The 26,576-nt window shown below is 47.7% G+C and carries 26 protein-coding genes; 20 read left to right on the top strand and 6 right to left on the bottom strand.

The window, feature by feature from the left end; genetic code table 11:
• Nucleotides 1-433: 433 nt before the first annotated feature.
• Together cyoE and PCH02S_RS11245 are read left to right on the top strand one after the other, a co-directional pair.
• Nucleotides 434-1,411, top strand: coding sequence for a heme o synthase (gene cyoE / locus PCH02S_RS11250; protein ID WP_246069033.1), 978 nt, complete (start codon nt 434-436; stop codon nt 1,409-1,411).
• Nucleotides 1,412-1,430: 19 nt separating this feature from the next.
• On the top strand, nt 1,431-2,063 hold the full coding sequence (locus tag PCH02S_RS11245; RefSeq protein WP_127452973.1) for an SCO family protein: 633 nt from the start codon (nt 1,431-1,433) through the stop codon (nt 2,061-2,063).
• Nucleotides 2,064-2,077: 14 nt separating this feature from the next.
• Here PCH02S_RS11245 and PCH02S_RS11240 read toward each other — a convergent pair whose 3' ends face one another.
• Both PCH02S_RS11240 and PCH02S_RS11235 read right to left on the bottom strand, forming a co-directional pair.
• Nucleotides 2,078-2,431 (bottom strand): toprim domain-containing protein, encoded by a 354-nt coding sequence (locus PCH02S_RS11240; protein ID WP_127452971.1) that lies wholly within the window; start codon nt 2,429-2,431, stop codon nt 2,078-2,080.
• 167 nt (nt 2,432-2,598) lie between these two features.
• The gene (locus tag PCH02S_RS11235; RefSeq protein WP_127452969.1) at nt 2,599-3,765 is read right to left on the bottom strand and encodes an MFS transporter; all 1,167 of its coding nucleotides are present in this window, start codon (nt 3,763-3,765) and stop codon (nt 2,599-2,601) included.
• Nucleotides 3,766-3,870: 105 nt separating this feature from the next.
• Here PCH02S_RS11235 and PCH02S_RS35710 point away from each other — a divergent pair, with 105 nt between their 5' ends.
• The 6 genes from PCH02S_RS35710 to PCH02S_RS11210 all read left to right on the top strand — a co-directional run bounded on the left by PCH02S_RS35710 (nt 3,871) and on the right by PCH02S_RS11210 (nt 10,890).
• Entirely contained in the window at nt 3,871-4,026 is a 156-nt protein-coding gene (locus PCH02S_RS35710; protein WP_164819522.1) for a hypothetical protein, read from the top strand.
• Between the two features lie 54 nt (nt 4,027-4,080).
• Complete coding sequence (locus PCH02S_RS11230; RefSeq protein WP_127452967.1) at nt 4,081-4,512, top strand: hypothetical protein; 432 nt, start codon at nt 4,081-4,083, stop codon at nt 4,510-4,512.
• A 30-nt stretch (nt 4,513-4,542) separates the two neighbouring features.
• Nucleotides 4,543-5,691: a transglutaminase domain-containing protein gene (locus tag PCH02S_RS11225; RefSeq protein WP_127452965.1), complete on the top strand. Its 1,149-nt coding sequence runs from the start codon at nt 4,543-4,545 to the stop codon at nt 5,689-5,691.
• 140 nt (nt 5,692-5,831) lie between these two features.
• Nucleotides 5,832-6,557 (top strand): HAD-IA family hydrolase, encoded by a 726-nt coding sequence (locus tag PCH02S_RS11220; RefSeq protein WP_127452963.1) that lies wholly within the window; start codon nt 5,832-5,834, stop codon nt 6,555-6,557.
• 17 nt (nt 6,558-6,574) lie between these two features.
• Nucleotides 6,575-8,653: a peptidoglycan D,D-transpeptidase FtsI family protein gene (locus PCH02S_RS11215; RefSeq protein ID WP_246069032.1), complete on the top strand. Its 2,079-nt coding sequence runs from the start codon at nt 6,575-6,577 to the stop codon at nt 8,651-8,653.
• Between the two features lie 170 nt (nt 8,654-8,823).
• Nucleotides 8,824-10,890: a peptidoglycan D,D-transpeptidase FtsI family protein gene (locus PCH02S_RS11210; RefSeq protein ID WP_127453208.1), complete on the top strand. Its 2,067-nt coding sequence runs from the start codon at nt 8,824-8,826 to the stop codon at nt 10,888-10,890.
• Nucleotides 10,891-11,195: 305 nt separating this feature from the next.
• On the opposite strand, the gene PCH02S_RS11205 is transcribed toward PCH02S_RS11210, so the two are convergent.
• Entirely contained in the window at nt 11,196-13,178 is a 1,983-nt protein-coding gene (locus tag PCH02S_RS11205) for a glycoside hydrolase family 127 protein (protein WP_127452959.1), read from the bottom strand.
• Between the two features lie 134 nt (nt 13,179-13,312).
• Here PCH02S_RS11205 and PCH02S_RS11200 point away from each other — a divergent pair, with 134 nt between their 5' ends.
• From PCH02S_RS11200 to PCH02S_RS11180, 5 genes are all read left to right on the top strand, one after another.
• The gene (locus tag PCH02S_RS11200) at nt 13,313-14,179 is read left to right on the top strand and encodes an AraC family transcriptional regulator (protein ID WP_127452957.1); all 867 of its coding nucleotides are present in this window, start codon (nt 13,313-13,315) and stop codon (nt 14,177-14,179) included.
• A 276-nt stretch (nt 14,180-14,455) separates the two neighbouring features.
• A complete protein-coding gene (asnB, locus tag PCH02S_RS11195) occupies nt 14,456-16,330 on the top strand; it encodes an asparagine synthase (glutamine-hydrolyzing) (protein WP_127452955.1) in 1,875 nt (624 codons plus the stop codon).
• Nucleotides 16,331-16,372: 42 nt separating this feature from the next.
• The gene (locus tag PCH02S_RS11190; protein WP_127452953.1) at nt 16,373-17,107 is read left to right on the top strand and encodes a Cof-type HAD-IIB family hydrolase; all 735 of its coding nucleotides are present in this window, start codon (nt 16,373-16,375) and stop codon (nt 17,105-17,107) included.
• A gap of 42 nt (nt 17,108-17,149) precedes the next feature.
• Nucleotides 17,150-17,629, top strand: coding sequence for a DUF456 domain-containing protein (locus PCH02S_RS11185; RefSeq protein WP_127452951.1), 480 nt, complete (start codon nt 17,150-17,152; stop codon nt 17,627-17,629).
• A 47-nt stretch (nt 17,630-17,676) separates the two neighbouring features.
• On the top strand, nt 17,677-19,368 hold the full coding sequence (locus PCH02S_RS11180; RefSeq protein WP_127452949.1) for a putative polysaccharide biosynthesis protein: 1,692 nt from the start codon (nt 17,677-17,679) through the stop codon (nt 19,366-19,368).
• Here the strand turns inward: PCH02S_RS11180 and PCH02S_RS11175 are convergent.
• Nucleotides 19,349-20,521 (bottom strand): DUF2515 family protein, encoded by a 1,173-nt coding sequence (locus tag PCH02S_RS11175; protein ID WP_127452947.1) that lies wholly within the window; start codon nt 20,519-20,521, stop codon nt 19,349-19,351. The genes PCH02S_RS11180 and PCH02S_RS11175 overlap by 20 nt on opposite strands.
• 200 nt (nt 20,522-20,721) lie before the next feature.
• Here PCH02S_RS11175 and PCH02S_RS36945 point away from each other — a divergent pair, with 200 nt between their 5' ends.
• The 6 genes from PCH02S_RS36945 (at nt 20,722) to PCH02S_RS11145 (ending at nt 24,883) form a co-directional block, all read left to right on the top strand.
• Nucleotides 20,722-21,081: a DUF4183 domain-containing protein gene (locus PCH02S_RS36945; protein WP_127452945.1), complete on the top strand. Its 360-nt coding sequence runs from the start codon at nt 20,722-20,724 to the stop codon at nt 21,079-21,081.
• A 30-nt stretch (nt 21,082-21,111) separates the two neighbouring features.
• Complete coding sequence (locus PCH02S_RS11165) at nt 21,112-21,528, top strand: DUF4183 domain-containing protein (RefSeq protein WP_127452943.1); 417 nt, start codon at nt 21,112-21,114, stop codon at nt 21,526-21,528.
• 239 nt (nt 21,529-21,767) lie between these two features.
• Nucleotides 21,768-22,154 carry a GntR family transcriptional regulator gene (locus PCH02S_RS11160; protein ID WP_127452941.1) on the top strand — a complete coding sequence of 129 codons (387 nt, stop codon included), beginning with the start codon at nt 21,768-21,770 and terminating at the stop codon, nt 22,152-22,154.
• Nucleotides 22,151-22,840: an ATP-binding cassette domain-containing protein gene (locus PCH02S_RS11155; RefSeq protein WP_127452939.1), complete on the top strand. Its 690-nt coding sequence runs from the start codon at nt 22,151-22,153 to the stop codon at nt 22,838-22,840. Before PCH02S_RS11160 ends, PCH02S_RS11155 begins: the two co-directional genes overlap by 4 nt.
• Entirely contained in the window at nt 22,837-23,667 is an 831-nt protein-coding gene (locus PCH02S_RS11150; RefSeq protein WP_127452937.1) for a hypothetical protein, read from the top strand. Before PCH02S_RS11155 ends, PCH02S_RS11150 begins: the two co-directional genes overlap by 4 nt.
• A gap of 16 nt (nt 23,668-23,683) precedes the next feature.
• Nucleotides 23,684-24,883 carry a hypothetical protein gene (locus PCH02S_RS11145; RefSeq protein WP_127452935.1) on the top strand — a complete coding sequence of 400 codons (1,200 nt, stop codon included), beginning with the start codon at nt 23,684-23,686 and terminating at the stop codon, nt 24,881-24,883.
• A 67-nt stretch (nt 24,884-24,950) separates the two neighbouring features.
• Here PCH02S_RS11145 and PCH02S_RS11140 read toward each other — a convergent pair whose 3' ends face one another.
• Together PCH02S_RS11140 and PCH02S_RS11135 are read right to left on the bottom strand one after the other, a co-directional pair.
• Complete coding sequence (locus PCH02S_RS11140) at nt 24,951-25,151, bottom strand: Arc family DNA-binding protein (RefSeq protein WP_127452933.1); 201 nt, start codon at nt 25,149-25,151, stop codon at nt 24,951-24,953.
• Nucleotides 25,152-25,163: 12 nt separating this feature from the next.
• Nucleotides 25,164-26,003 (bottom strand): SPFH domain-containing protein, encoded by an 840-nt coding sequence (locus PCH02S_RS11135; RefSeq protein ID WP_127452931.1) that lies wholly within the window; start codon nt 26,001-26,003, stop codon nt 25,164-25,166.
• 187 nt (nt 26,004-26,190) lie between these two features.
• Here PCH02S_RS11135 and PCH02S_RS11130 point away from each other — a divergent pair, with 187 nt between their 5' ends.
• Nucleotides 26,191-26,535, top strand: coding sequence for a thioredoxin family protein (locus PCH02S_RS11130; protein WP_127452929.1), 345 nt, complete (start codon nt 26,191-26,193; stop codon nt 26,533-26,535).
• Nucleotides 26,536-26,576: the final 41 nt, after the last annotated feature.

Raw genomic sequence — 26,576 nt, 5'->3', positions numbered from 1 at the left:
CTCGAAAGCGGAACGGGCTGAATTTGCTAGAATAGTGGCCTGTAGTTCTCCAAAGGTGTATGGTATGAGGTTACCTCCGCCAAGTGTCTCAGTAACGCAAAGTTTTTAGTGGCGCTCCAATCAGGCTCTTAACAAGCGCTCGTCTCATAAGGATGACGAAGCCACTTTTCACTACCGCGCGATGTGGCGGCACCTGTGCTCGTTGGCGGGGGAACTGGAGTTTTACACAACGGAATGGCTTGGTATGACCGAGAATGCGGTCTTTTTTCCATTGGGAGAGAATGGTAAGTTTAATTTACACGCATACTGGAAGGAGAATCGACAATATCATGACAACTGCCCCCACTTCATTGTCAAACCGTGTAGGGGTTGGTATGATAAATAAGATTATAATTGAATGAGCTCGGAAGTTCGATATAGAGGAGGGCAAGATGTGGAAAATCAAGCTAGTTACGAAAGCGTTTCTAACGATTCGACACCAGGTTCCGCTCGGAACGAAGCCATAGATGCGGTTAATAAGTCAACATCTGCAGAGCCTGTGACGTTAAAGGATTTTTATCGCTTGGTGAAGCCAGGGATTATTTATTCCAACCTAATGACGGCTTTCGCCGGATATTGGATGGCCGCTCGCTGGGACGTAAGTTGGGCCCATTTATTTTTTACCATGCTCGGAACGGCTCTAGTTATGGCTGGCGGTACGGTGCTGAACAACTACTTGGACCGTGAAATGGACGCCAAAATGGAGCGGACGCAGAACAGAGCGCTGCCAAGTGGACGACTCGGACCCAATGTCGTGTTATGGTACGGCATAATTCTGGGAACGATCGGACTGGCTGTCCTCTACTTTGGAGCGGCATCCCCACTGGCAACGTTGATCGGGTTAATCGGCTTGTTCCTGTATGTCTGGCTCTACACCGCATGGTTCAAAAGAACCTCCGTCTGGAGCACGTTTGTAGGCGCATTCTCTGGTGCGACGCCACCGGTCATCGGCTACTGCGCAGTTAGCGGTACGGTTGATTTAGGTGCTATCCTGGTGTTCCTCTTTTTATTTCTATGGCAGCCTCCGCATTTCTGGGCGCTGGGCATTCGCCGCATGGAAGAATATCGGGCTGCTGGATTCCCGCTTTTACCGGTCGTCAAAGGATCTTACGTGACCAAGATTTCCATGGTCCGTTATGTGGTCCTGCTTGTTCCGGTTACCGTTATGTTGACCGCTTACGGATATGAAGGATACCTCTTCTTAATTGGCTCCACGATTCTCGGATTAATCTGGGTGTTCATGAGCGTGAAGGGGTTCAAAGCAACAGGTGAAGCTGAAGTTGTATGGGCGAAACGCATGTTTCTTTTCTCGATTATGTATCTAACACTTTTATCGATCCTCATGGTCATTGATACGGTAAAGATTAGCTAGTGAAGGACGGATGACAAGAATGAGTACATTTTTTGAAAAAAATTGGTTCAAGCTGGCGCTTGGCGCTATCTTGATTGCGATGATTGCTTCTTTTGCCTATAAGCTGTGGGTGAACAGCAGCGAACCGGATCAACGCTTGACGGCGATGAAGCAATCTCCTTCTTTTCAATTGCAAGACCTGGATGGGAAAACCGTTGCTTCAGCTGATACGGATGGCAAAGTAAGGCTCGTTTATTTCTTCTATTCTTTTTGCCCGGACGTTTGCATGCCGACAACTTTCCTGCTGACGCAAGTCCAGGATGCCCTGAAGAAAAAAGAGCTGTTCGGCACAAAATCCGAAATTATCTCGATCACCGTCGATCCGAACCGGGATACACCGGCTGTTCTGAAGGAGTTCGGAAGCAAGTTTGAGTCCAAACCTGATCCAAGCGGATGGATGTTCCTCCGTGGAGAAGAGGCTAAGACCCACAAGCTGGCTGAGGACTTCGGCATCATGGTCATTAAGGAGAAGGACGGAAACTTCTCTCACTCCAATGCTATTTTACTTGTTGATAAAAAAGGGAAATTGCGCAATTATTACGATGCAAGCAATCCGGAACTCGATGCGGACCATATTGTCAAAGATGTGGTGACCTTGTCCAAAGAGAAATAAGTTAACGGCATCAACTATTCAAAAGCAGGATCTGGTGAAGGGTAGATAATATACTCCTCCAGGCCTGCTTTTTCTAATTGCTGAATCAGGTATTCTTCAGGTGTTCCTTCGACACCCGCATACCCTTTGCGCGTATAGATTTGCTCGGCATCCGGGAACGTATCCCGCAGCAGGAAACGTATTTTTTTACCCGAAGAGTCATTGTCCGTAAACAAATAAACTTGCTTGTCTCCGGCTTTTTTTCGTAGTTCCTCCAAGGTTTGCGAGCTAGGTGTTCCGAAGGTGCAAAGGATCTGGACGCTATCGTCAACGACGCGCTTTAAGCGGCTTTTGTCGTTTTTGCCTTCGACAATGATTGTGATCGACATGGGTTATCCTCCATCTGGTTTTTTTGTAGTATAACCCGTTTTTGGCAGTGATCCAAGGATTCCATTCGACGTTTGCATAAATAATACGCTGCCATTTCCCGGGAAATGACAGAGATTGACAGCGCAAAGACGGCTTGCACAGGTCAAGCCGCCATGAACAGGAAGCGTTATGTCGTAACTGGCGCTTTAAATGATCGCAAGGGTAAAAGCGAAAGTGCCAGCATGAGAATGAAGAAGGCGATGAAATAAGAGGAAATATGGTCGCGAAGCTGCCCCGCCATCATAGGGCCGATGAAGGCGCCAACGGAATAAGAGATCGAAAGCAAAGAAAAGACGCGGCCATAACGGCTGCTGCTGGTAATGCTGGCAAGCAAGGCAGCTAATGCAGGATAAATGACACCTTTGGCCATTCCGATCAGGAAGAGGGAAACAGGTAAAGGGATAGCCCACTGAATAGCTAAGCCGAAGAAAACTACAGCTAATGACAAGCTTCCACAGACAGTCCGGATGAATGGCGATACTTTGTTAAGGAACCAGAATGAGATACTTAGCAGAGCGCCCAAGCTGATTAATGTAAAAAATACGCCGGAGGTGAGAATGGATTCTCTAGCGGATTCCATCAGCGGCAGTTCAAAGAATAAAATGCCTTGAGAGCAGGAAAGCGCCATTGGAATAAGAAAAAATAGCCAAGGAACGGACGCGCCGACAGGAAAGTTGGCATCTTCATCCGGCATTCCGTGGCCGTGATGATCCAAAACTGGAAGTTTGCCGGCGGATTGGCTCAGCAGCTGTTTCTCTTTGACGCCAAAGATTGCGAGGAATCCCGTTATGATCAGAATCCAGCCCAACACGGAAAAAGCGGTTGTAAAACCGATTTTGGCAACCAGGATGGCTCCAGCAGCAGGAGAAACCACGGAAGCTAACGTGTGGATCAGGCCGTTCCCCGCCATCAGCTTACTCTGTTGGATGCGGTCTTTGGCGATGCGTGCCAGCAGTGACAAGCAGGCCGGAGATAAGAAGGCAAGCACAAAGCCGCTTATGGAACGAATGTAGAGCAGGTGCCATGGATCTTTTACATTCGATTGAAAAAGTAAGATGATCCCTGCTACAATCAGGCTAAAGACAATGAAAAATTTGCTGCCGTATTTGTCCACGCCATAGCCAGCGATGAGATTGCCAGGCAAGTGCGTGATCGAGTATACGCCCATGATTAGCCCTATGAAGGAAGGAGCGGCCCCTAAGGATAAGGCGAAAGGTGACAGAATCGGGTACTGTGCGTGCAAATCAAAAAAAGCCACAAACATAAATAAGTACAGCCAAAGGGCTGTTCGCATGTGCTCACCACCTTGTTTAGACTTGTCTCTTTCTTAAGATGTACGCCGCTCGTCCGATGGATATGACCTTTCCGTATAATTGACACAATTGGGATGGAGGAAGTTATGGATGCTTATGTGATTCTTTTACTTGCTTGCGTCGCCGTATTTCTAGTATTCCGGCTCCGGCAGTCCTTTCGCAAAACGAGAGGTAGCGTGGATCAAACGGATGAAATTCAGCGAAAACTGGCGCAGTTAAAGAAAAAAAGGGATGAAGACTAAGGATTCCCTGTAGTATGATAGGGATGGACTTTTGGATAAACAGGAGGGGTTCTTTTGGATCAGTGGATTTCATTTGCACAGGATCGTTGGTATTTACTAGTTGCTGCTATTATTGTTTTATTTATTGTTATCGGGATTGTAAAAACGGTCGTTAAATGGATTGTTGTCCTTGTCGTAGTTGGTGCTCTCGTCGTTTATGGAGCAAGTTATAAGGATAAAATAAAGGATATTGGGACAAGCGTCGTATCCCAGGTTGGCGATGAGGTCAAAGATAAAGCGATCAATGCGTTAACTTCGGAAGCCAAGGAAGCGCAATTCAAAGCAAATCCAGACGGTTCTTTTATCGTTTCAACGAAGAGTCTGAAAGTTGAAGGTAAAGCTGGAAGCGATGAAGTGCAGGTTACTTTCCTAGGCAAAACTTTTAAAATGAATGCGAATGCGGCAGTGAATGCTTTCATTGAGCAGGCGAAGAAAAACGCAGGATAGCTGAAAAATTAGTAAGGATGGTGAGCGCTCATGGCGGATATTAGCTGGTTCAAAGCCAATTCCATAAACTTCATATCCATTGTGATTGTGCTCACTTTCGCGGGCTCTGTCCTTCAGGGCTTTTTCCGGGGCGGGTCCGGGTCTGCCAAACATCTGCTCTCCATGCTCGTGGAAGCGGTCGTCGTCATCTTGTCCATGTTCGTTGCGTGGAAAGGTGTGCAGCTCGTATCCCCTTTGCTTCAAACCTGGCTGAAGGGCCAGAATCTGCAGGTGCCATCCGTAGAGATTAGCGCTCTCAAACAAGCGTACTATACGGCTTTGACAAGCATTCGTGATTTCCCGTTACTGCGTTTCGGCGTATTGTTTTTGCTCGGCTATATGATTGTGAAGCAGCTCCTGAACCTGCTGATTGATCCGCTCATCGGACCACGGCTGGTTCATCGTGACCCTTATCGGGAACGCAGCCATTCGTTTATTTCCTCGATTTCCGGGGGCGCCATCGGCTCTGTGGCCGGTTTTGCTCGTGCGCTCATTCTTATTGCCGTTTTGTTCATTTATGTAACTCTATTCCCGCATTCGATGGTAACCCCCTATATCGAGTCTTCTCAGATGTATCAAAAAGGGGCGAAGGAAGTCATTTCTCCCTTCACCGGGGATTTCATCGCCGATAAGGTGCCGGTATTTACCCGGGCGGTGGAGCAGGAATTTACGAATATTTTACAGCGGAAATATGAAGTTCTGGATGCGAAAGTCCCAGGCAACATCGTAGATGAGGCCAAAGAAGTCACCGCCAGCGGAACCACGGACGAAGAGAAGGCGAAGCTGCTGTACCAATGGGTGGGCACCCGAGTCCACTACGATTGGGATAAAGTGAAGCTGTATGAAGAACAGCGCATCTGGAAGGAACAGACACCGGAAGATACGTTCAACACCAAGGAAGGCGTGTGTATCGATTACTCAAGATTATACGCTCAAATGGCAAGGGCTGTAGGTCTGGATGTGAAAGTCGTAACGGGCCTTGGCTATGACGGGCAGGGCAGCTATGGACCTCATGCTTGGAACGAGGTGTATCTGAAAGAGTCCAAAATTTGGGTGCCTCTGGATTCCACTTGGGTGGCCAGTGGGGGTAACTGGTTCAATCCGCCGAATTTTGACCAAACGCATATTAGAGATGTTTAATCCTATTTAAGATTAACAAAAGGAAGTAAACCGCCTTCTCACGGACATCCGGGAGGAGGCTTTTTTGTGGTTTTTCTCATCCATTCGTAAATGTGGTAAACTATTAAAAGTGCTATTTTTGAGAACATGAAGGAGTTTGTATGTCTAAATCCATTCAGGAATATCCAATGATTTACTTAGATGCCGGGGACACATTATTAACGATTCCTGCCGCCCAGACCATTTTGAAACAGTACCTGCAATTGCGCGCTGTGGAGCGGGATGAGGATCATATTAGTGAACTGTTTACGGAGGCTTTCCGTCTATTTTATTATGTGAACAAGCAAGATAACTTTATTGTATGTTCTCCGGAGTCAGATCGTGAATTCTGGGTCAACCTATATAAATATGTGCTGCATAAGCTGGGTATCCATGAGGAATGGACAGAGGAAGAGATTTTCAACTGCTGCCACGAGCTGTACGACATTTATACCGCACCAGAGTATTATGAATTGTTTGATGATGTTAAGCCTTTTCTCGAGCGCCTTCAAGCCCAGGGCTTTAGAATAGGAATTATTAGCAATTTTGCACCGACATTGAAAGCTATTTTAGAGGATAAAGGAATTCTGCACTATTTTGATCCTGTCCTCGTGTCGACAGAGGTTGGTCTTGAGAAGCCGGATCCGGCGATTTTCCAACTTGCCCTGGAGCGTGCGGGTGTAGAGGCCAAGGATGTCCTTTATATTGGTGATCACGAAACGAACGATGTGTGGGCGCCGAATCAAGTCGGCATCGATGCGGTTCGCATCATCCGTTACGACTATCATACCGGGGAGGGTATCCGATCCCTGCTAGAGCTTTTTGATGATCAGCAAGCTATTGTGTAAGAAAGGATCTGAGTGTGATGAAACCATCCATAATGGATGATCCAAAGAAAAAAGAAATCACGAAGAAACGGCATTTTTCGTTTCGGATCAATATCTTTTTCTTTATAACGTTCTTATTGTTTTCCGTACTTATCGTGCGTTTGGCCATTTTACAATTCGTGCAAGCCAAAGATTTGAAGGCAGCAGAGAATACGAACACGAATCAGACGAATAAAATTGCACCCATCCGCGGCAACATTTATGATTCTACGAAATCACCTCTTGCCTATACCATTCCAGTGCAGTCCTTATTTTTCCGAATCGAGCCCTCTCAGCAGGATAAAGATGAAGTCATTCGCATGGCGAACAAGCTGAAGACAGACGTTTTTGATAAATACGGCAAACCGGATTCCAAGAAGCTGGAGCCTGCGGATATCGTGCTTGCCATGGATTTGGGTTATGACATCAATAAAAACAAAGTGAAGGATCCGAGTTATTATTGGGTTCCACGTAAAATCAAAACAGATTTGTCCAAAGAAGAAATCGCCTATTTATTAGAGCACCGGGATGAATTCAAGTGGCTGGAAGTGACAGAAGAAAGCATCCGTACTTACGAATTGGACGACATGGATACGGATGGATCGCCGTCGACCATCGCTCCGCAATTGATTGGTTACCTCAAAAGCTATTCCACGGAAAAGGCCAAAGAGATGTACCAAGATAATGAAAACAGTAAAGAGTATCTCGATACCGAAAATGTCGGCTTCGATGGCATCGAGAGGATGTACCAAGATGAGCTTCGCGGGAAAAATGGTTATAAAATTTACCCCGTTAATGCGGCCATGAAAATTATCGGGCGCGCGACGGTAACGAAGCCAACCAAAGGGAACAATTTGTATCTGTCGATCAACAAAGATATTCAAAAAACGGCGGAGAAGGCGATCGCCGATCAGATTGCTTTTCTGCATACACCGTACGCGCGGAATGATGCCTTTATCAAATACGGGGCGAATGCGCAGGCCGGTTATGCGGTAGCAATGGAAGTAGACACGGGGCGCGTCGTTACGATGGCTAACTACCCGGACTACAATTCGAATGAATGGACGGGCGGAATTTCGCAAGCAACATTAGACGAAGTTGGCTCCTATATTGCGAATGGTTCGATTACAACCGCGTACCCGAAATACACAGATAAAGAGCGTCCGAAACATCCGTCTTCCATCGTTTTCATGGGTTCCACGATCAAACCATTGTCCGTCCTGATTGGTTTAACGGAGAAGTTGATTACTCCTTCCAATCAGTACTATTACGATTCAGGTACCTTCACGTTTGGTAAAGCGAATTCGACAAGTTCGATTTCGAACTCAGGGAGAACGGCGTATGGGAATTTGGATGCCTCCAGCTCCATCGAACACTCGTCCAATACGTACATGTCGGCCAAAGTCGGCATTCCGTTTTATCAGAAATACGGCGGGGAAAATCCTGCTGTAACAGACAAATGGGCGGAATATTTGGCGAAGTTCGGCTTAGGCGTCAAGACGGGGAGCGGCTTGCCCGGTGAAATTGCCGGTTCGAATGACTTTGCCAAAAACGCCAAAAAAGACAGTTATCAATCTGCCATGGTTTATGCTTCATGGGGGCAGAATGAGAAAACAACGACGCTGCAGCTCGCGCAGTTCGCCGCAACTCTAGGCAGCCGCGGCAAACGGATGAAGCCGTTGTTCGTTGACGAGATTCGAAGCTTTGAAGGTGAACTAGTCAAAAAGGTAGAACCCGAAGTGCTGGAAGATAATACGGCTCTGTTCGCCAAAGGGGATTGGAACACCATCATCCATGGGATGAAGAGTGGCGCGGAAGGCATTGAGGAGCTGCCCTATAACGTGGCTCGGAAGACAGGGACTTCGACACAAGCCGTTTCAGGCGGAACGATCGATAACGCCGTATTCATCGCCTTCGCGCCGGTCGAGAATCCGAAGCTTGCTGTGGCGGTCGTCGTGCCGGAAGGCGGCTACGGACGTTATGGCGCATCCCCGATTGCGGCAAAAATCTTTCAGGCTTACGATGCAGCCAATGAAGGCATATTGACCAAGCTTGGCGGCGGGAAGAGGCCTTGGTAGAGGCAGAAACGAGTAAAAAACCTTCAAATCCACTTGATAAGTGGGTCTGAAGGTTTTTTGTGGACTTGTCTTGGGAAGTAAGTCAAGTTTTCCAAATTTTAGTGAACTTATTGCCGGGTCGCTGCGTCTGTTTCAGGATACATCCTGACACAGAAGGGGGCTATACAGTGATGAAGTCGCCGATCGCAGATGATCCGAGGAAAAAAGAGCTTGCTCAAAAGAGACATTTTTCGCTGCGGATCAATCTTTTTTTCTTTGTAACCTTTGTCTTATTTTCCATCCTGATCGTGCGATTGGCTATGCTGCAGTTTGTTGAAACGAAAATACATAAAGCCGCAGAGAATAGAAACGGCACACAAACGATACAAATTGCTCCCATTCGCGGCAACATCTATGACTCCTCGAAATCTCCGCTTGCGTATACCATTCCCATGCAATCTTTATTTTTTCGAATTGATCCCAGCGCGCAAAAGTTAGATGAGTTAATTGCTATTGCGGATCGGTTGAAAGCGGATGTTTTCGACAAGTATGCCAAACCAAACTCGAAAAGTCCGACGCCCGAAGAAATCATTTTAGCCATGGACATCGGCTACGACTACCACAAGGCTGAAATTAAGAAACCAAGTTATTACTGGGTTCCGCGAAGAATTAAGGCGGATTTGTCCAGCGAAGAGATCGCCTACCTTTTAGAACATCGGGATGAATTTAAATGGTTGGACGTAACGGAGGAAAGCATCCGCACCTATGAACTGGATGATGACGGCAACACGACCATTGCCACGCATTTAGTGGGATATACGAACTCTTTTACCTCTCCTACAGCCAAAGAAATCTACAAAGACAGCCCTATGGTTCAGGAATATTTGAGCTCGGAAAATGTGGGTTTTGATGGCATTGAACGCATGTATCAGGATGAGCTGCGCGGCAGAAACGGCAGGAAGACATACCCCGTGGACGCCGTTAACAAAATCATTGGGAGAGCCGATGTCACGGCTCCCGTCAAAGGAAATAATTTATATTTGAGCATACATAAAGATATCCAAAAAGCGACAGAACGTATGCTGGAGGAGCATATTCGCTACTTGCGCAGCCCGTCGCACGCCAATGATTTGTACATGAGTGTTGGTATGCAGGCAGCCTCCGGGTTTGCAGTGGCTATGGAAGTGGATACAGGACGGGTCGTTACGATGGCGAACTATCCGGATTATGATGCAAATGCGTGGACCGGTGGCATGTCGGCAAGCGTCTACAAAGAAATCGAATCCTTTATTCCTAATGGCAGCATTCGCACAGCAAAAGCCAAGTATCCTGACGAGAAAGAAAATGCGAAACATCCATCATCGATTGTGTTCATGGGTTCGACGATTAAGCCTATGTCCGTGTTGATAGGGCTTAAGGAGAATTTTTTCAGCGGGAACGGTTATGTTTATAACGATACGGGGTCGTTCAGTTTTGGTAAAGGCGGCAACAGCACTATCACCAATTCGGGAAAAGCGGCTTACGGGGCGATGGATGCTGCAGGGGCGATTGAACATTCCTCAAACACGTTTATGTCTGAAAAAGTCGGGATTCCTTTCTGGGCCAAATACGGCAGGGAGAATCCGGAAGTGACGGCCAAATGGGCGGAATACATGGCGAAATTCGGCATGGGCGTCAAAACAGGCAGCGGCTTACCGGGCGAGCTTGCAGGCTCTAACGATTTTATCAAAAATGCTGTGAAAGACAGTTATCAATCTGCGATGGTTTACGCCTCCTGGGGGCAAAACGAGAAAACGACAACCTTGCAGCTCGCTCAGTACACAGCTACGTTGGCTAGTCGGGGAAAGCGGATGAAGCCGCTTTTCGTAGATGAAATTCGCGACTACCAAGGCCAGCTGGTTAGAAAAATAGAGCCGGAAGTATTGGAGGACTTCTCCGCCGAATTTGCCAAAGAGCATTGGAACACCATCATCCACGGGATGAAAAGCGGGGCTGAAGGGATCGAGGAGCTGCCTTTTAATGTGGCGCGCAAAACAGGCACATCCACCCAAAGCGTGTCGGGAGGCTCGGTTGAAAATGCCGTGTTCATCGCCTTTGCGCCAGTCGAGAACCCGAAGCTGGCCGTCGCGGTTGTCGTGCCCGAAGGCGGCTTCGGGCGTTATGGCGCCTCTCCGATTGCGGCGAAAATCTTTCAAGCTTACGACGCTGCCAACGACGGCGTTTTGACCAAGCTTGGCGGCGGGAAGCGGCCTTGGTAGGTTGGGGCTCTTCTCTTTCGCTCACGAGAGGGAACTACAGTCCCCTATTTGAGCGAAAAGGGCTCTTTTCGCGATTAGGGGGAACTGTGGGGTCTTATTTGTTCGCAAACCTCACTTTTTCAGGGGAATACATCGAAATAGCGGACTATAGTTCCCGCTAAACCTTTAAGTAGTGGGAATTTGGCAAAATAGCGTACCGGAGTTCCCTCTAAAAGAGAATCCAAGGAACCAGGAGCGCAAGACCGCAAGACCGAGTACAAGCGCAAAAAAAGAGGCCGCTTCAAAAAGCAGCCTCTTTCCTAACTTCACTGGTGTACCCGAATCCACACCGCCATCTCGCCAACCCCCCGATTCCCCCATTGGAAATAGGGAACCGCGTGCAAGGCGACTGGGTCCGCCGATGGCGCCCAGCGACGGTACGGCTCCGCCGAAGCCCAAGCCTCAGGCGTCGCATCCCTAAAGCCTTCAGCCTCAATCTTCACTGTGCCACCAAGCGCACTTGTGTCGGCTTCCACTTTCAGCCTTGTTCCACTCTGAAGGCTAAGCGTAGCCAGAGGAGCGCCATTATCGACCTGCTCAACGCAGTATACAAGCGGCCCTCTTTGAATCGCGGCTTTCCCGGCATTGCTGCGGATAAGCGGATTCGCTTGGATGAGGTGTGCCTCCATCGGAAGCAGCCAAGTGACGGTGTCACCATCCGTCCAAATACGGTCGATAATTGCGTAGCCATTCTCAACCGCGTACGTATCCTCTTTCTCACCGTTGATGAACAATTGAGGTTGGCTGTCGCACCAGTAAGGCACGCGCAGAGCCAATATGAACGAGCGTGGCAGAGCCAAGCTTAGTTCAAGCGAAGTATCTCCACTCCAAGGCAACGAACTGACTTGTTTCAACCCAACTTGCGTTGCATCGTCCAACGTAATCGTACTTTCGCTGCCGATAAATAAATGGCAGTTGATTCGTCCTGGTTCAGTCGTATAAATATATTCCCCAAGCGAAGAGAGAATCCGAGCCAAGTTCGGAGGGCAGCACGCGCATCCAAACCATTTCTGGCGCTCAGCTTTCACATGACGTTTGCCGGGATTGCTCGCCGAAGCTTGTGGCCAGACCTCCAACGGATTCACATAAAAAAATTGTTTGCCATCCTGACTCATACTGCCGATGATGATGTTATATAACGCCCGCTCGATCACGTCGGCATACTCGCTCCGCGTTTCGAGACGCAGCATTCGCTGAGCAAAATAAACTAAACCGATGGAAGCGCAAGTCTCAGCGTACACCGTATCATTCGGCAGATCATAGTCGAACGAGAACGCCTCCCCATGGTGCGTCGAACCGATGCCTCCCGTGATGTACATTTGCTTCTGCGTCATATTCGCCCAAAGCTTCTTGCATGCGGCAAGCAGCTTCTCGTCCCCGGTCAATCTGGCCAAATCAGCCATGGCCGTGTACATGTAAACGGCCCTAACCGAGTGCCCGGTAGCTGTATCTTGCTCACGAACAGGCAGATGGCTCTGATTATAAATGCTGCTCAGACTCGGCAATGGGGTTTCACCGGCGCGATAGATGGAGGTTTTTCCCCTCCGCTCCCACTCCCCATCGAAGAAATTGGGCTGCTGTCCTCGCTCATCGATGAAATAGCAGGCAAGCTGGAGATATTTCTCCTGCTTCGTTACCGTATACAGTTTGATCAAGGCTAATTCAATTTCCTGATGCCCGTCATAGCCTCGAATTTTACCTTCCTCAGGCCCGAATACATCCTGAATATGATCCGCAAAACGGCACATCGCATCCAGCAGCTTCCTTTTCCCTGTAGCCTCAAAATACGCAACGGCTGCTTCAATCATATGGCCTGCGCAATACAGTTCGTGGCACTCGTATAAGTTCGTCCAACGCTTGCCAGGTTCTTTAATGGTAAAGTATGTATTTAAATAACCATCGCTTTGCTGCGCTTGCACGATCAGGTCAATGGTCTCGTCTGCGGTCTGTTCCAACGCTGCATCAGGCTGCTGTTGAAGGGAATAGGCGACCGCCTCGAGCCATTTGGCGAGATCGGAATCCTGAAACACCCAACCGTGGTATTCCCCTGTTTCCAAGCCTGCGGCAATCCGGAAATTATGGATCGCATGGCTGGGTTCGGCATCGGGAATACGATCATTCAGCGCATCCCATTGATAGGGAATGACCGTATTGCGAACAAGACTGACGTAATGATTCCAGAAGTTATCGTTGATTTGGATTTGATTCAAGGACAATTTATGCTTGGCCTGCAGCAGTGCATTTGACATGAAGCAACCTCCCGAATTTGCGAAATGGGCTTTACTTTCTCCAATTATATGAGGGATACTGGGGAAGAAACAGGTGGAAATACAACCAGTTATTTATAAAATTTCACACAACTTTTTAAAGGAGTCGCCACCTAATGAAAGAGATATCGTTAGCTGCACCGCCTCTTCCTTATTATTTGGAGAGCGGGTTCAGGGCGTACCAGGCAGGGGACACGCATCCGGATCGCGCAGGGTTAGGGATGTATGACCTTCTTCTCATTACGAAAGGTACGCTGCATTTGGGGGAAGAGGAGTTAACGTGGAGCTTGACCGAGGGCCAATACGTGCTGCTGCTTCCGGATAAATATCATTATGCCGTGCGTCCCTGTGAGGCGGAGTGTCATTTTTATTGGCTTCATTTTCAAACCAGCAGCCCTTACACGATCAGAGAGAGCAAGCCCTTTCCGCGCAGCGAATTCGTTTTACCTCAAAAAAATGAAATTACCCTTGCTCAACAAGGGGGAGCGTCGGACCCCGAGCGGATCCAAGAGCTTTGGCACCAACTCCTACAAATGTCCGTCTCGGAGAGGTCGGTATCGTTCTGGGAAGAGCAGCGCATTTTTACGGAAATTTTGCGTGCGTTAGATATTGGAAGTAAACCTGATGAGCAATCCAAAGTACATAGATTGGCTGAGCGAATCGAAGCTTATCTCAAGCAGCATTACTCGGCTGATTTGACCAATGAGCGGTTGGCTGACGAGTTCCATTTTCATCCGAATTATTTGAGCCGCTGTATGAAAAGTGTGTATGGCTGCACGCCACTCGAGTATTTGCTTGCCTATCGAATTGAACAATCCAAGCTGCTGCTGCTGAAAACGCAGTGGTCGATTGAGCGTATCTCTGAGGAGGTGGGCTTCCATCATGCCGCTTATTTCTCGAACTGTTTTCGTGCCAAAATAGGTCTCTCACCGCTTGCCTACAGGAAGCAATATATAAGAGGTGGAACCGTTCTTCATTCCTGAGCATATGTTGAGGTAAGGAGGAGAACCCTCCTATACGCTAAAAGTTGCGTGAGGTAAACTTTTGTGCGTAGAGAAAAGAAAGGTGGGGGACAGCATGAAAACGACGCGATTCACAGCTTCATTAAAAAGACTGATCATTACCTTCATTTTCCTATGATAGACAGCTGAATGCGTACTTTCATCCTATTTCCAGTATGGCGGACGGATATGGTATACTAATGTATCGGTAGTCGCGAGAGATAGTTTGATGAATGGTACGGAGGAGTGAGTTTCACCATGTGTGGTATTACGGGTGTGATGTATTTTGAAGATAGAGAACCAACAGTTGCGATGCTGCAGCAAATGACGGATGTGATTGTGCATCGGGGACCGAACGATTCCGGTTTTTGGACGGATAATCGGATTGGTCTTGGCTTTCGCCGGTTGTCCATTATTGATATTCAAGAAGGGCATCAGCCGCTAGCCAACGAGGATGATTCCGTCTGGATCATTTTTAACGGAGAAATTTATAATTACAAAGAGTTACGCGGAATGCTGCAGGAACGCGGACACCAATTCCGCACGCATAGCGATACGGAGGTTATTGTTCATCTCTACGAGGAGTTCGGAGAGGAATGCGTCAAGCATTTGCGCGGTATGTTCGGATTCGTGATCTGGGACAAGAAAAAGAAGCAGCTGTTCGGAGCGAGAGACCATTTCGGCATTAAGCCGTTTTATTATCATGTCAACGACCGTCAGTTTTTGTTTGGCTCGGAAATTAAGAGCTTGCTCGCTGCGGATGGCATGAACCGGTTGATCCATACGGACAGCTTGCTGAACTATCTGACCTTTCAGTATGTTCCAGAGCCGAACACGATGTTCCACGGCATCCACAAACTGCCGCCGGCCCACTATGTGAAGGTAACCTTCGATGGCGAAATGTCCATACATAAGTATTGGGATCCGATGTTCGAACCTGAGGAACGTCCTTTTGACTATTACGTGGAGCAAATCCGCGAAACGTTGAAGGACTCCGTCAAGCACCACATGGTCAGTGATGTGGAGCGCGGATGTTTCTTGTCCAGCGGGATTGACTCCACGGCCATTGCCACCCATATGCGGAACATTGAACCGATCCGCACGTTCTCCGTTGGCTTCGAAGGCGCCAACAATGAGACGCCAATCGCCGCCCAAACGGCTGCGGCGCTTGGCACAGAGCACTACGACAAAGTCATCACGAAGGATGACTTCTTCAGCACGATGCCGAAGGCGATCTGGCACCAGGACGAGCCTGTTGCCGATCCTTCGGCCATTGCCCTCTACCACGTGGCGCAGCTTGCGCGCGAGCACGTGACGGTTGTGCTGTCCGGCGAAGGCGCGGACGAGCTGTTCGGCGGCTACCGCATCTATCGCGAGCCGCAGTCGCTGCGGCCGATCGATCAGCTGCCGCATTCGATCAAGCGCATGCTGAACCGCTTCGCGCGGATGCTGCCAAACAGCGTGAAGGGGCGCAACTATGTGTTGCGCGGCACGACGCCGCTGGAGGAGCGCTTCCTTGGTAACGCGAAGATTTTCACAGAGGATATGAAAGCGGAAGTGCTGCGTCTCGATACGGAGATGCTGCGGGCTTATAAGAATCCCGTGCAGATCGCTGGAGACTATTACAACAAGACTAAACATCTTGATCCGGTCAGCCGGATGCAGTATATCGATATGAATCTGTGGATGCCCGGCGATATCCTGATGAAAGCCGATAAAATGACGATGGCGCATTCGCTTGAACTGCGAGTTCCTTTCCTGGATAAGGAGCTGTTCGATGTGGCACGCCGCATCCCGGCGAAATATCGCATTGCCAACGGAACGACCAAATATATTTTCCGTAAAGCGATGGAAGGCATTATCCCGGACCCGATTCTGAACCGTCCGAAGCTGGGTTTCCCTGTACCTTTGCGTCAATGGGTACAAGGTCCGATGGGGGATGTGCTGCTTGAGCAGATCAAAGCCAGCGGAATTGAAGATTATATTAATATGAACACGGTAGAGCGGATGCTTCAGAAGCACCGTAACGGCCAGGGCGATTATGCGCGCCGGATTTGGACGATCTATATTTTTGCCCTCTGGCATATGACTTTTATGGAAGAGCTGCCTAAGAAAGTGCTCGCTGCTTACTAGGTCTATCAAGGACGACAACCGTATAGACAGGAGATGGGGAACGTGGGACTTTATAAGTTAATTGCCCTCGATATGGACGGTACCTTACTGGATGAGGAGAAAAAAATATCGCCGGAAAATCAATCCGCCATTCGTCAAGCGACGGAAGCTGGCAAAATCGTCATCATGTCGACCGGCCGCGGAGCCATCAGCGCCTTGCCTTACATTCAGGAGCTGGGGCTATCTACGCCAATGGTTATGGTAAATGGCAGTGAAGTATGGGAGTCGCCGAACAAATTGCTTCGGCGGACACTGCTTCCGGTCGAAACCGTGAGCCGATTACATGCGCTGGCTGAGGAGCATGACTGTTGGTGGTGGGCTTACTCTGTTGAAGGTGTTTTCAACCGCGAGCGCGAAGGCTTGGACATCCCGAATGGCGAATGGCTGAAGTTCGGTTTCTTTACGGAAAACGCGGAGAAGCTGCAGCGTATTCGCGAAATTGCAGAGAGCTGGGGAACGCTTGAAATCACCAACTCTCATCCGTCGAACATTGAATTAAACCCGCTTGGGATTAGCAAAGCAAGCGGTGTGGAGGCTGTTTGTCAGCTTCTCGGGATTCAGATGTCGGAAGTGATTGCGATGGGGGACAGCCAGAATGATATCACGATGATTCGTGAAGCTGGTCTTGGTGTTGCTATGGGCAATGCGCAGGATGAAGTCAAACAGATTGCGGATATCACGACGGTGACGAACGAAGAAAGTGCGGTTGCCAAAATTATTCACACTTATATGCTGTAATTAGCCAGTTTAGCCAGTACAATATCGGACGGAGATGAGCTCATGATCACGTTAGCCTGGAGCTTGGTCATTCTTTTGTTTGTTGTAGGTATGATAGGTGCGGTTTATCCAGTGCTGCCCGGTGTTTTGGCTATCTATGCGGCGTTCTTTCTATATGGCTGGCTGATCAGCTTTGAGCCGTTTGGCTGGGTGTTCTGGACCACGCAAACCCTGATCGTCCTTATTATTATGGTTGCCGATTACGCTGTTAGCGCAATGGGAGTCAAGAAATTCGGAGGTTCGAAGGCGGCTGTGATCGGGAGTACGATTGGCCTTATTGTGGGACCTTTCGTCATTCCGGCTTTCGGGTTAATCATAGGACCTTTCTTAGGTGCGGTGATTGGAGAAATCATTATCGGCACGAAATGGCAAAATGCGATCAGCGCCGGGATAGGCTCCGTGATCGGTTTCTTTGCCAGCAGCGCTGTCAAAATTGTGCTGCAGCTGGCGATGATCGTTCTTTTCTTGATTTGGGTTTTTTAATTGAACATCGTGTTGTTTGAATACGGGATTAGAGAGTAGGAACACATTTGACGAAGGAAACCAAAGATTCTCTTGTAAAAGGGACGCTCATTCTCACCGTAGCCGCGCTTGTAGCGCGGTTTCTCGGCGTTTTTCAGCGTATTCCGCTCGTGCACCTACTGCACGAGGGGGGAATGGGCAGTTATTCGATAGCTTTTAATTTGTACTCTATTCTTCTTGTTGTAGCGACAGCAGGGATTCCCAGCGCGTTAAGCAAAATGGTATCGGAAAAATACGCGATTGGACGACCTGCCGAGGCGGAGCGAATTTATCGCGCAGCTATTTTATTTGCTATCGTTGCTGGCGCATTCATGACCGTGCTCTTATATGTGTTTGCGCCGATTTATGCGGAACAAATATCACGCGGCGGACCTGACGCTACGCTGGCAACACGCGCTATCGCACCGGCCATGCTGTTCTTCCCGCTTATTGCGATTATGCGCGGTTATTTCCAAGGCCGACAAAACATGATGCCTAATGGGGTCTCGCAAGTTGTGGAGCAAATTTTTAGACTGGTCACTTCGATTGGTCTTGCCTTTATTTTATTAAACATCAGCTTGGCTTGGGGGGTAGCAGGTGCATCATTCGGCGGGGTGATGGGCGGCATCGCCGCACTTGCCGTTATGCTTTACTATGCGATGAAGCTCAAACGCAGGGACGCTCAAAGGCTGAAAGAAAATGTGTCTCATGCTGCGGCTAATGAAACCGCCGCTGTACATTCTTCGGCACCTGCAACAGCGCCTGCAAGGTACAGGGATATCTACCGCAGCCTGCTGAAGCTTTCGATCCCGATCGTCATCTTCTCAGTGACGGTTACCTTGGTCTATGCGATCGATACGTCGATCATCATTCCCCTCTTGGAAGGGAAGATCGGCAGCAGCGAGGCGCTTGGTTTGGTTGGGATTATCGGGGGCCGGGCGCAATCTCTGGCGGGCATTCCAATTATTTTGGCCATTGCGCTCAGCCAATCTGTCGTGCCTATTATTTCAGCGGCTTACTCCCGCAAAGATTTGAAGCAGGTAGGGCATCAAACAACCAGAGTACTGCAGCTGTCTATTTTATCTGGATTGCCTGCAGTGCTCGTGATCGCGATTGCTGCACGCCCACTCGATTTCTTCATGTTCGGACACGAAGATACAGCCTATGGCATGAGTCATGGACCTTACATGATCTCCTTGTTAACTTTGGGCGCTATGTTCCAAATTGTCATGCAGACCTCAGGTGCCGTATTAATGGGCATGGGCCGTATGAAACCACTGATGCTGCATGTTGCCGTTGGTATTGCGGTTAAGCTTGCCGGAAGCTTCTTACTCGCTCCATGGTTCGGCATCTATGGGATTATTGGTTCCACGGGGCTTTGCTTCATCGCTATGTCATGGCTCAATTTGCGCACGCTGCGCAAAGAAGTGAGCTTCACCATTCTTGGACGGCGCTTCATCGGTTTAACGATTTCAATTGTGGTCATTGCCGGCTTAGGCATCGCGGCTGAGTGGTTAACCCACACGTATGTACACCCAACCAGCCTGTACAGGATCAATGAAGGGATCAACGCAATACTTGTTTGCGGCTTCACGGCTGCTTTATACCCGCTGATGCTCATGGCGACGCGTGTGGTTACGAAGGACGATGTCAAGAATTTCCCAGCGCCTGTTCAAAAGCTGATCGGCAAAGCAAGCCGCCTTATCGGACGACGTTCATAGCCTGCGCTGCCAGTATGGCGAGCTCAATGCTATTAAGCCCTTCGCTCATGGCTTGGGTTAAATCAAAGGTCTGCGGCACTTTTATAGGGTGCATATACCCCATTGGCGTTTCAACATCTTGGAACCAGTCGCCAGGCTCCACAGGCAGTAGCGGCCGATCCGGCCATACAGTCTCAAGTGTAGGACTATACAAAGGCGAGCTTCCCTTCTTGAGGAAGCAGCCATCCAGCCTCTCCTGATAGAAATGATCAGGGGGGGCTTTTTGTATGGGGGTAAATAAGTGAGGCCAATAGTCAGCGCGTGAACCCGTGTGGGGCGTCGATGCGGCAAAGCGGAGTACACCTTGCAGCACTTCCGGCACTCCGATTAGAAGTGCATAGAGGCCTTTCCCAAGGGCTATGCGTTCAGCTAAGTCGGTAAAATTTTCGAGAATGAGTCCGGCCAGACGAGGCTGGGGGGAGCCGGCTTCGGCGGACGGGGACCAAAAAGGGAAAGCAATTTGATTCAACTGCATCCAGCCTTGAGCTTTAAAAAGCGTCTTATCTAGAACGGTTTCTCGGAACTTGCCCTTCTGCACAATTCGCTGCTCGATGTAATTTTGTTCATTCACAATAAGAGCAATCGTCAGTGCGGTGGAGTCCGGGTTCGTCCAAAATTCATGCCAGACAGGGATCATCCAGATGGAAATATTCAAATGGGGAAGCAAGTGAAACAGGTTCTTCTCGCGCTTCTTGCTTTCGTCATAAAGCAGCAATTGTGGATAAGCATCTTGAAAAATAAGCCCGTTCGCGCGTTCCAGGAAAGCAAACAGATGCTCAGCTTGATCAGCGTCAATAAGGTGCGGCAGGAGATCCCCATGCAGATCGGTCATGTTCCAGCCACCGTTGCGGGAGACCATATGGGCTAACAGAGCCCAATGCAGTTCAGGGTACTTCTGGTAACAGGCCCAATAGGCCATTGTGCGTGTTACGTTATTCCGGTTCTCCTTTCGGGTTCGCGCCCGTATGTCTTCCACGATCCGTGTCTCCTCCGCTGTAAGAGGAAATGGCTGAACACCGCCTCGAAGAAGCTCTAATTGCTGGGTGAGCCCCTTTTCTAATCGTTCTGCGATGTTTTTGGATAAAGGGATGATCTCCAACTGTGTTGATCTCATAATAACCTCCTCGACCTCACCTGCATCATCTCCTTATTGTTAGCCCGTTTACTCGCAGGTATGTGAGGATACCGCACATTTAAGGCTGCTTTTTTCCATAAATGGGGGAAGCACCTGATAATTTAATCCAATTACTGGCATTATTTTATGCATAAAATGAACTAACAGAAGTCAGCGTTGGCGGGGTGATTTACATCAGCATGAACTTGTATGTGGCAAGTTGTCGTCCATGCCCTAAGAAGGCGTCTAAACGACGAAAAAAAAAGTCCAGGCATAGAACCAAACGTCTTGGTGTCAAATTTTTGGCGCAGACCTATTTCTTCTATGCCATTTCCGATGGGGAGAAGAGGGAGTATACCAACGAAGACCAGATCCCTGGATACGGAATTCAATCTATTCCAAGTCCGAAGATGATCTCGTATCGGCAAGTCTTCGTGAACGGTGTCCTGCAGCCTCGAACGTTATACCACATACGGGAAGGAGCTTTAACCTTAACGTCAGAGGATGTCCCAGAAAAAGGGGTCCCTATCATTGTCCAAAGCGTCCGGGTCTATAGATAGCCATTGGGAATTAGGGAAGGGGGTGAAATTATGGCAGCGTCTCTGATTAAACTTTTTGTCACCGCCACAGCTTCCGCACCAACGGCTAGTGGAACTGAGGTTGAAACAACGGTAGATCCTGCTGTTACAAGATATAGCGCAGTTCTTACAGCAGGTATGATTACGACAGATACAACGATTCCAGCAGGAAGCTTTTTAGATGATAACGGCAATGCGATTACAGATCTTCCAGCACCTCCGACAGACGGTTACTACAACGTATATGTCAACGGTGTGCTGCAAGTGGCTGGATTGTCCACCCTTACAACGGCATCCCTGGTTTTAGCTACGACAGCAACTACAACTGGTGCGCCGGTCGTTCTCGAAGTCTCCGATTTCTCCAATACAACATCTGACGTTACGGTTGAACCGACAATTACTGCACCTGTTATTACAGTTACAGTGTAATACGGAAAACATCCCTCTAGCTTAGGCTAGCAGGGATGTTTTTTTGTTGTACCGGATGTGATCTAGTAGTCGCATTGAAGATGAAATTGGTGATTACAATTCATAAAAGTAAATATATAGGAGTTTTTTTCTTGACAAAAGATGTGTATGAAGGGTATAGTACACATAGTGTATGAGTCAACTAATACACACACTATAATTATCCAGATTTACTAAGGAAGTACATAGGAGATGGGTAGATGAACATTACGTTTAACAATCGCGATCCGGTTTATCTGCAGGTTGTCCGGCATTTTAAAGAAGAAATGGCAACAGGCAAGTTAGCTGCAGGCCAAGAAATTCCATCTAGACGCGAACTTGCAGGTTTGCTCCAAATTAATCCCAATACTGTACAGAGGGCGTATAAAGAAATGGAGGAGCAACATTTGATAACAACCGCGGGCAATTCCCCTAGTCGAATAACGACGGACAAGCAGGTTTTGAATTCGATTCGTCAAGAACTTATTCAGGAGGCTGTGGAGGTGTTTATACAATCCATCAAAAAGATTGAACTTCCTACCGATGACCTGCTTCGTTTCGTCAAAGAGAAATACGAGGCAGAGCGAGCAAGGGAGGTTAAAGAATGATAGAAGTCGATCGAATTGTTAAAAAATATGGAAGAAAAAATGTGCTGGATGAGGTCTCTTTCACAGCGGAAAAGGGAGAAATCACTTGTCTTATTGGCATTAACGGCGTCGGCAAATCGACAATCATGAAAGCCATTATGGGGCTAACTCCCCTTGGAAGTGGTCGAATTCGAATTGACGGCCAGCCTGTTAACAAGATGGCCTATGAGAAGGTTGTGTTTATTCCTGATACGTTGACGATGCCTTCCTCTATGAAAATAGGAGATGCCATGCAGTTTATGCAGGACTTCTATGCAAACTGGAATGAGAAGCGGGCACAGGACCTGTTAGCTTTTTTTAAATTGAAAAAGGAAGACCGGTTAGGCAGCTTGTCCAAAGGGAATTCGGCGAAAGCGAATTTATTGCTCGGACTCTCCTTGGACGCTGATTACCTGCTCATGGACGAACCTTTCTCCGGGATTGATATGTTCAGCCGTGAGCAGATCGCGGCTGTGTTCACCAGCCATCTGATTGAAGACCGAGGAGTTCTGATAACGACGCATGAAATCCACGATATTGAACACCTGATTGATAAAGTTGTGCTGCTTGAGCAAGGACGGGTGTTGAAACAATTTTATGCGGAGGAAATGCGGTCCAAGGAAGGGAAATCCGTTGTAGATGTTATGAGGGAGGTGTATTTGGCATGAGCAACTTTGGAAAATTGCTGAACTGGGAGATTGCCCGTTTTAGCAAATTTTATGGCGCATTATTCGTTATTACCTTGCTTTTGCAATTATTGGACGTTTGGTTATATACGCATAATTATATGAATAATGCCGAAAGAACGATGGAGAGTCAATCTATGACAGCCATCCAATATGTCCAGAATTTTAGCAAGGCCAGCTTGAATGGGTATGATAATATCTTATTTGATTGGTCTATTAGCCTATCCGGTGTGACGCTTCTCCTCTATATTTTTCTGATTTGGTATAAGGAATGGGTTGGTAGAAGTACGTTTGCTTACAGGCTGCTTATGCTGCCAACTTCGAGAATGAATGTGTATTTGGCTAAGTTGAGCTCCATTGTCTTGTTTGTTTGGGGGCTTGTTGCTTACCAATTCCTACTGCTATACGTTCGGATTACGGTTTTCGAGGCGTTCCTTCCAAGTGAATTCAGACAAGACTTAACAGTCTCGGAAATCATTCGACATCACCCTTTACTCAAAATCCTGCTTCCTTCGTATTTTATAGAATTTGCTCTGTACTACGGAGCAGGTGTGGTGAGTGTGATTATCTTGTTTACAGCCGTTTTACTCGAACGCAGTTTTCGTTTCAAAGGGATTGCGGCGGGTATCCTCTATATCGGCGCGGCAGTGTTTCTCATCATATTACCTGAAATGATTTCAGAAATATGGGTGCCGGATTTCTTTTTCCCAAGCGAGCTTGTTCAGCTGGAACTTGTGATGGGGATCCTTGTCACAGCCTTTTCATTATGGTTCAGTTCCTATTTGTTGCATAAAAAAGTAACCGTTTAAGGAGGCGCCCCTGACAATGAAACGTTATTGGATACTTGTAGTCCTTATTCCATTTGTTGTTTTAACGATTAGTATATATTATGCCACCGCGTCTGAAATCGATAAACCCGACTATTATCTCAAAACATTAGGAGGACGCGAAGAGGAAGTTTCTCATGTAACGGTTAGAGGACAATATACGTCTGAGCCGATCGCCATACGTCCATCGGGGAGCGAGTATCCGAACGAAAAGGATTCTTTCTGGGAGAGGCTGGATTCAACCTATTTTTACCAAGATGAATTGCAGGAACTATTCCAGGAATATCGCTCTTTTTTGAGAGGGAAAAAGAACCCGAATGCCTTATATGTGGACGAAAAGCTGATTGCATATGCTCAATATGACTTTCGATTTAAAACGGATGAGGTCCAGTCGGATATGATTGACATTTCTGTGATGGAGAAAGCAAAGAAGAGCAGCCTATCCTTTCAGGTGAAACTGCCTAAGGAAAAAAATGAGTACATTAGTGTTATGGATGTTTATGTGAAAGATCAGAGCATGAAGCTGTTGGTTAATCAATATCAAAAGTCCGGCAAATATTCGCAGCCTGGAGACTTTAAATATGTTTTTTATACCGTGGATCTTGATAAAAAAAGCATAGAAGGAAAGCAGTTGATTGCAACTGGCGTATCTCAGGATCAAACGTCGCAGACAACGACTGCACTTATATCATCAAACGATGTGATGAAGCCGAACCGTTATTTGCTTTTCGATCGGAGTTCCTATGCATTGGATGGGAAAAAAGATATCTTGAATCGGGAGCTTCTGTACTACGATATTTGGAACGGCCAAATGACAGCTGTTCAAAACGAGCTCGTCCGTGATCTGCTCATGAATGGAAAACCCGGAGAACTTAGAATTGATTACCTTGGCGACGATTTGTATTTTACTCCCATGAACATCTATGATCAATCGCGGATTGTTCATTATAATTTGACGGAAAAGAAGCTGAAGAGCGACGTAAAAATCAATTTGAAGGATTGGATGCAAGACGAGCTGCACGTTCAAATGAAACAGTTTACCGATAACCGGCTTTATATGAATTATTACGGCAGGAAAAGTCCCGGTGTGGCTGTGGTGGATTTAGATACAGGCAGGATCATCTATCAAGGCGAAATTGCACGCAAAGATGGGTTGGAATTGAGCAATTTAATGATTAATAGCTTGTCTGTAAAGTAGTAAAACCCCTTGACCTTATGAAGGTCAGGGGGTTTGCTATTGGTGAGGGTGCCTGCCTGGCATAACTTCAAGAATCAGCTTGCTCATCTTTTTCTGAGTCAGAACCGTAGGGGCGGATCTTCGGCAATCGCCCCGCCCGCTGCATCGATTCTCGAAGTAAATACTCAATATGGCTGTTAACGCTCCGGAACTCATCCTCCGCCCAGCGCTCCAAAGCTTCATAGAGCTTGGGATCGAGTCGGAGCGCGAAGTTTTTCTTAGGAGCCATAGCAGTGTCCGTTTAGTATAGCGAGCCGGTATTAATGACCGGATTCGCTGAGCGGTCCGATACAATGGCTACAAGCAAATTGTTGATCATGGCCGCTTTCCTCTCTTCATCGAGCTGCAAGCCTTCGGCTTCGAGGCGGGAGATGGCCATCTGAACCATGCCGACAGCTCCGTCAACGATCGTTTGGCGGGCGGATAAAATAGCTGAAGCTTGCTGACGCTGAAGCATGGCGCTTGCAATTTCGGTTGAGTAAGCAAGGTGAGTGAGACGAGATTCCATGACCTCGACACCTGCTACCGAGAGACGATGCTGAAGCTCAAGGCTAAGCTCAGCGGCTACTTCATCGGCATTCCCCCGGAGCGAATAACCTTCGCTGTCGAATCGGTCGTAAGGATATTTGCTTGCTACATGGCGAAGCGCCGTTTCACTTTGGATTTCGACGAACTTCTCATAGCTATCTACATCAAAAAGCGCTTTGTACGTATCAACGACTTTGAATACGACGACGGCGGCGATTTCGATCGGATTGCCCTCGATATCGTTGACTTTCAACTTGACGCTGTTAAAATTGCGAACCCGCAAGGAAATTTTCTTTCGATTTGAAAATGGAACAATGAGCCACAAGCCGCTCTTCCGGATCGTACCTAGATAGCTGCCGAAGAACGTGACGACAGAAGCTTCGTTCGGCTGTACGGCTGTAATGGTCGAAACAAAGATAACGCCAAGTATGATTAAAATGACACCCGGCAAGATACGTTCCTGTGTCAGGAGTAAAACCCCTAATCCTCCGCCAATAATAAATAACAAAATACCAAGAAATCCATTAATGGACCAAGCTTGTTTTTCCTTCATGTAATCAACATCCTTTCAAGTTGGAGTAGCCATTTCATTTAAATATCTATTTGATATAAATATGATATCACTTTTTACTAATAATGTAAATACACGTGATAAGGAAGATGCTGTCATTCGTAAATCTTGACACGCTATTTGGGGCATGCTATAAGTTAATAAATTCCTTAGCAGTGAGGTGCTTATTATGTTGAAAATTTCCAATGAACAAGCTTTTCAAGAACAAATCTCACAACCGGTATTAACGATCGCTGTATTTAAAGCTACTTGGTGCAAAGACTGCCACTTTATTGAGCCATTCATGCCGGCTGTAGAAGAAGCTTATAAAGGACGGATTACTTTCGTTGAACTGGATCGCGACGAAGTGCCGGATTTGTGCGAGCAGCTGAACATTCTCGGTATTCCAAGCTTTATCGCCTTCCGCGACGGCAAAGAGCTTGTTCGTTTCGTCAGCAAGTTGCGTAAAACACGCGAAGAAATTGAGCAGTTCCTTGATCGGGCTCTCGAGGTATCAGGTGCTCTTGCCCCATAAATAGAAGGAATAGAAACGGCTCTTTTCAGAGTCGTTTTTTT

It is taken from the genome of Paenibacillus chondroitinus NBRC 15376 (assembly GCF_004000765.1).
Taxonomy (GTDB): Bacteria; Bacillota; Bacilli; order Paenibacillales; family NBRC-103111; genus Paenibacillus_E; species Paenibacillus_E chondroitinus.
Note: the sequence above shows the minus strand (reverse complement) of the source record. Positions and strands in the feature narration are given on the sequence as shown.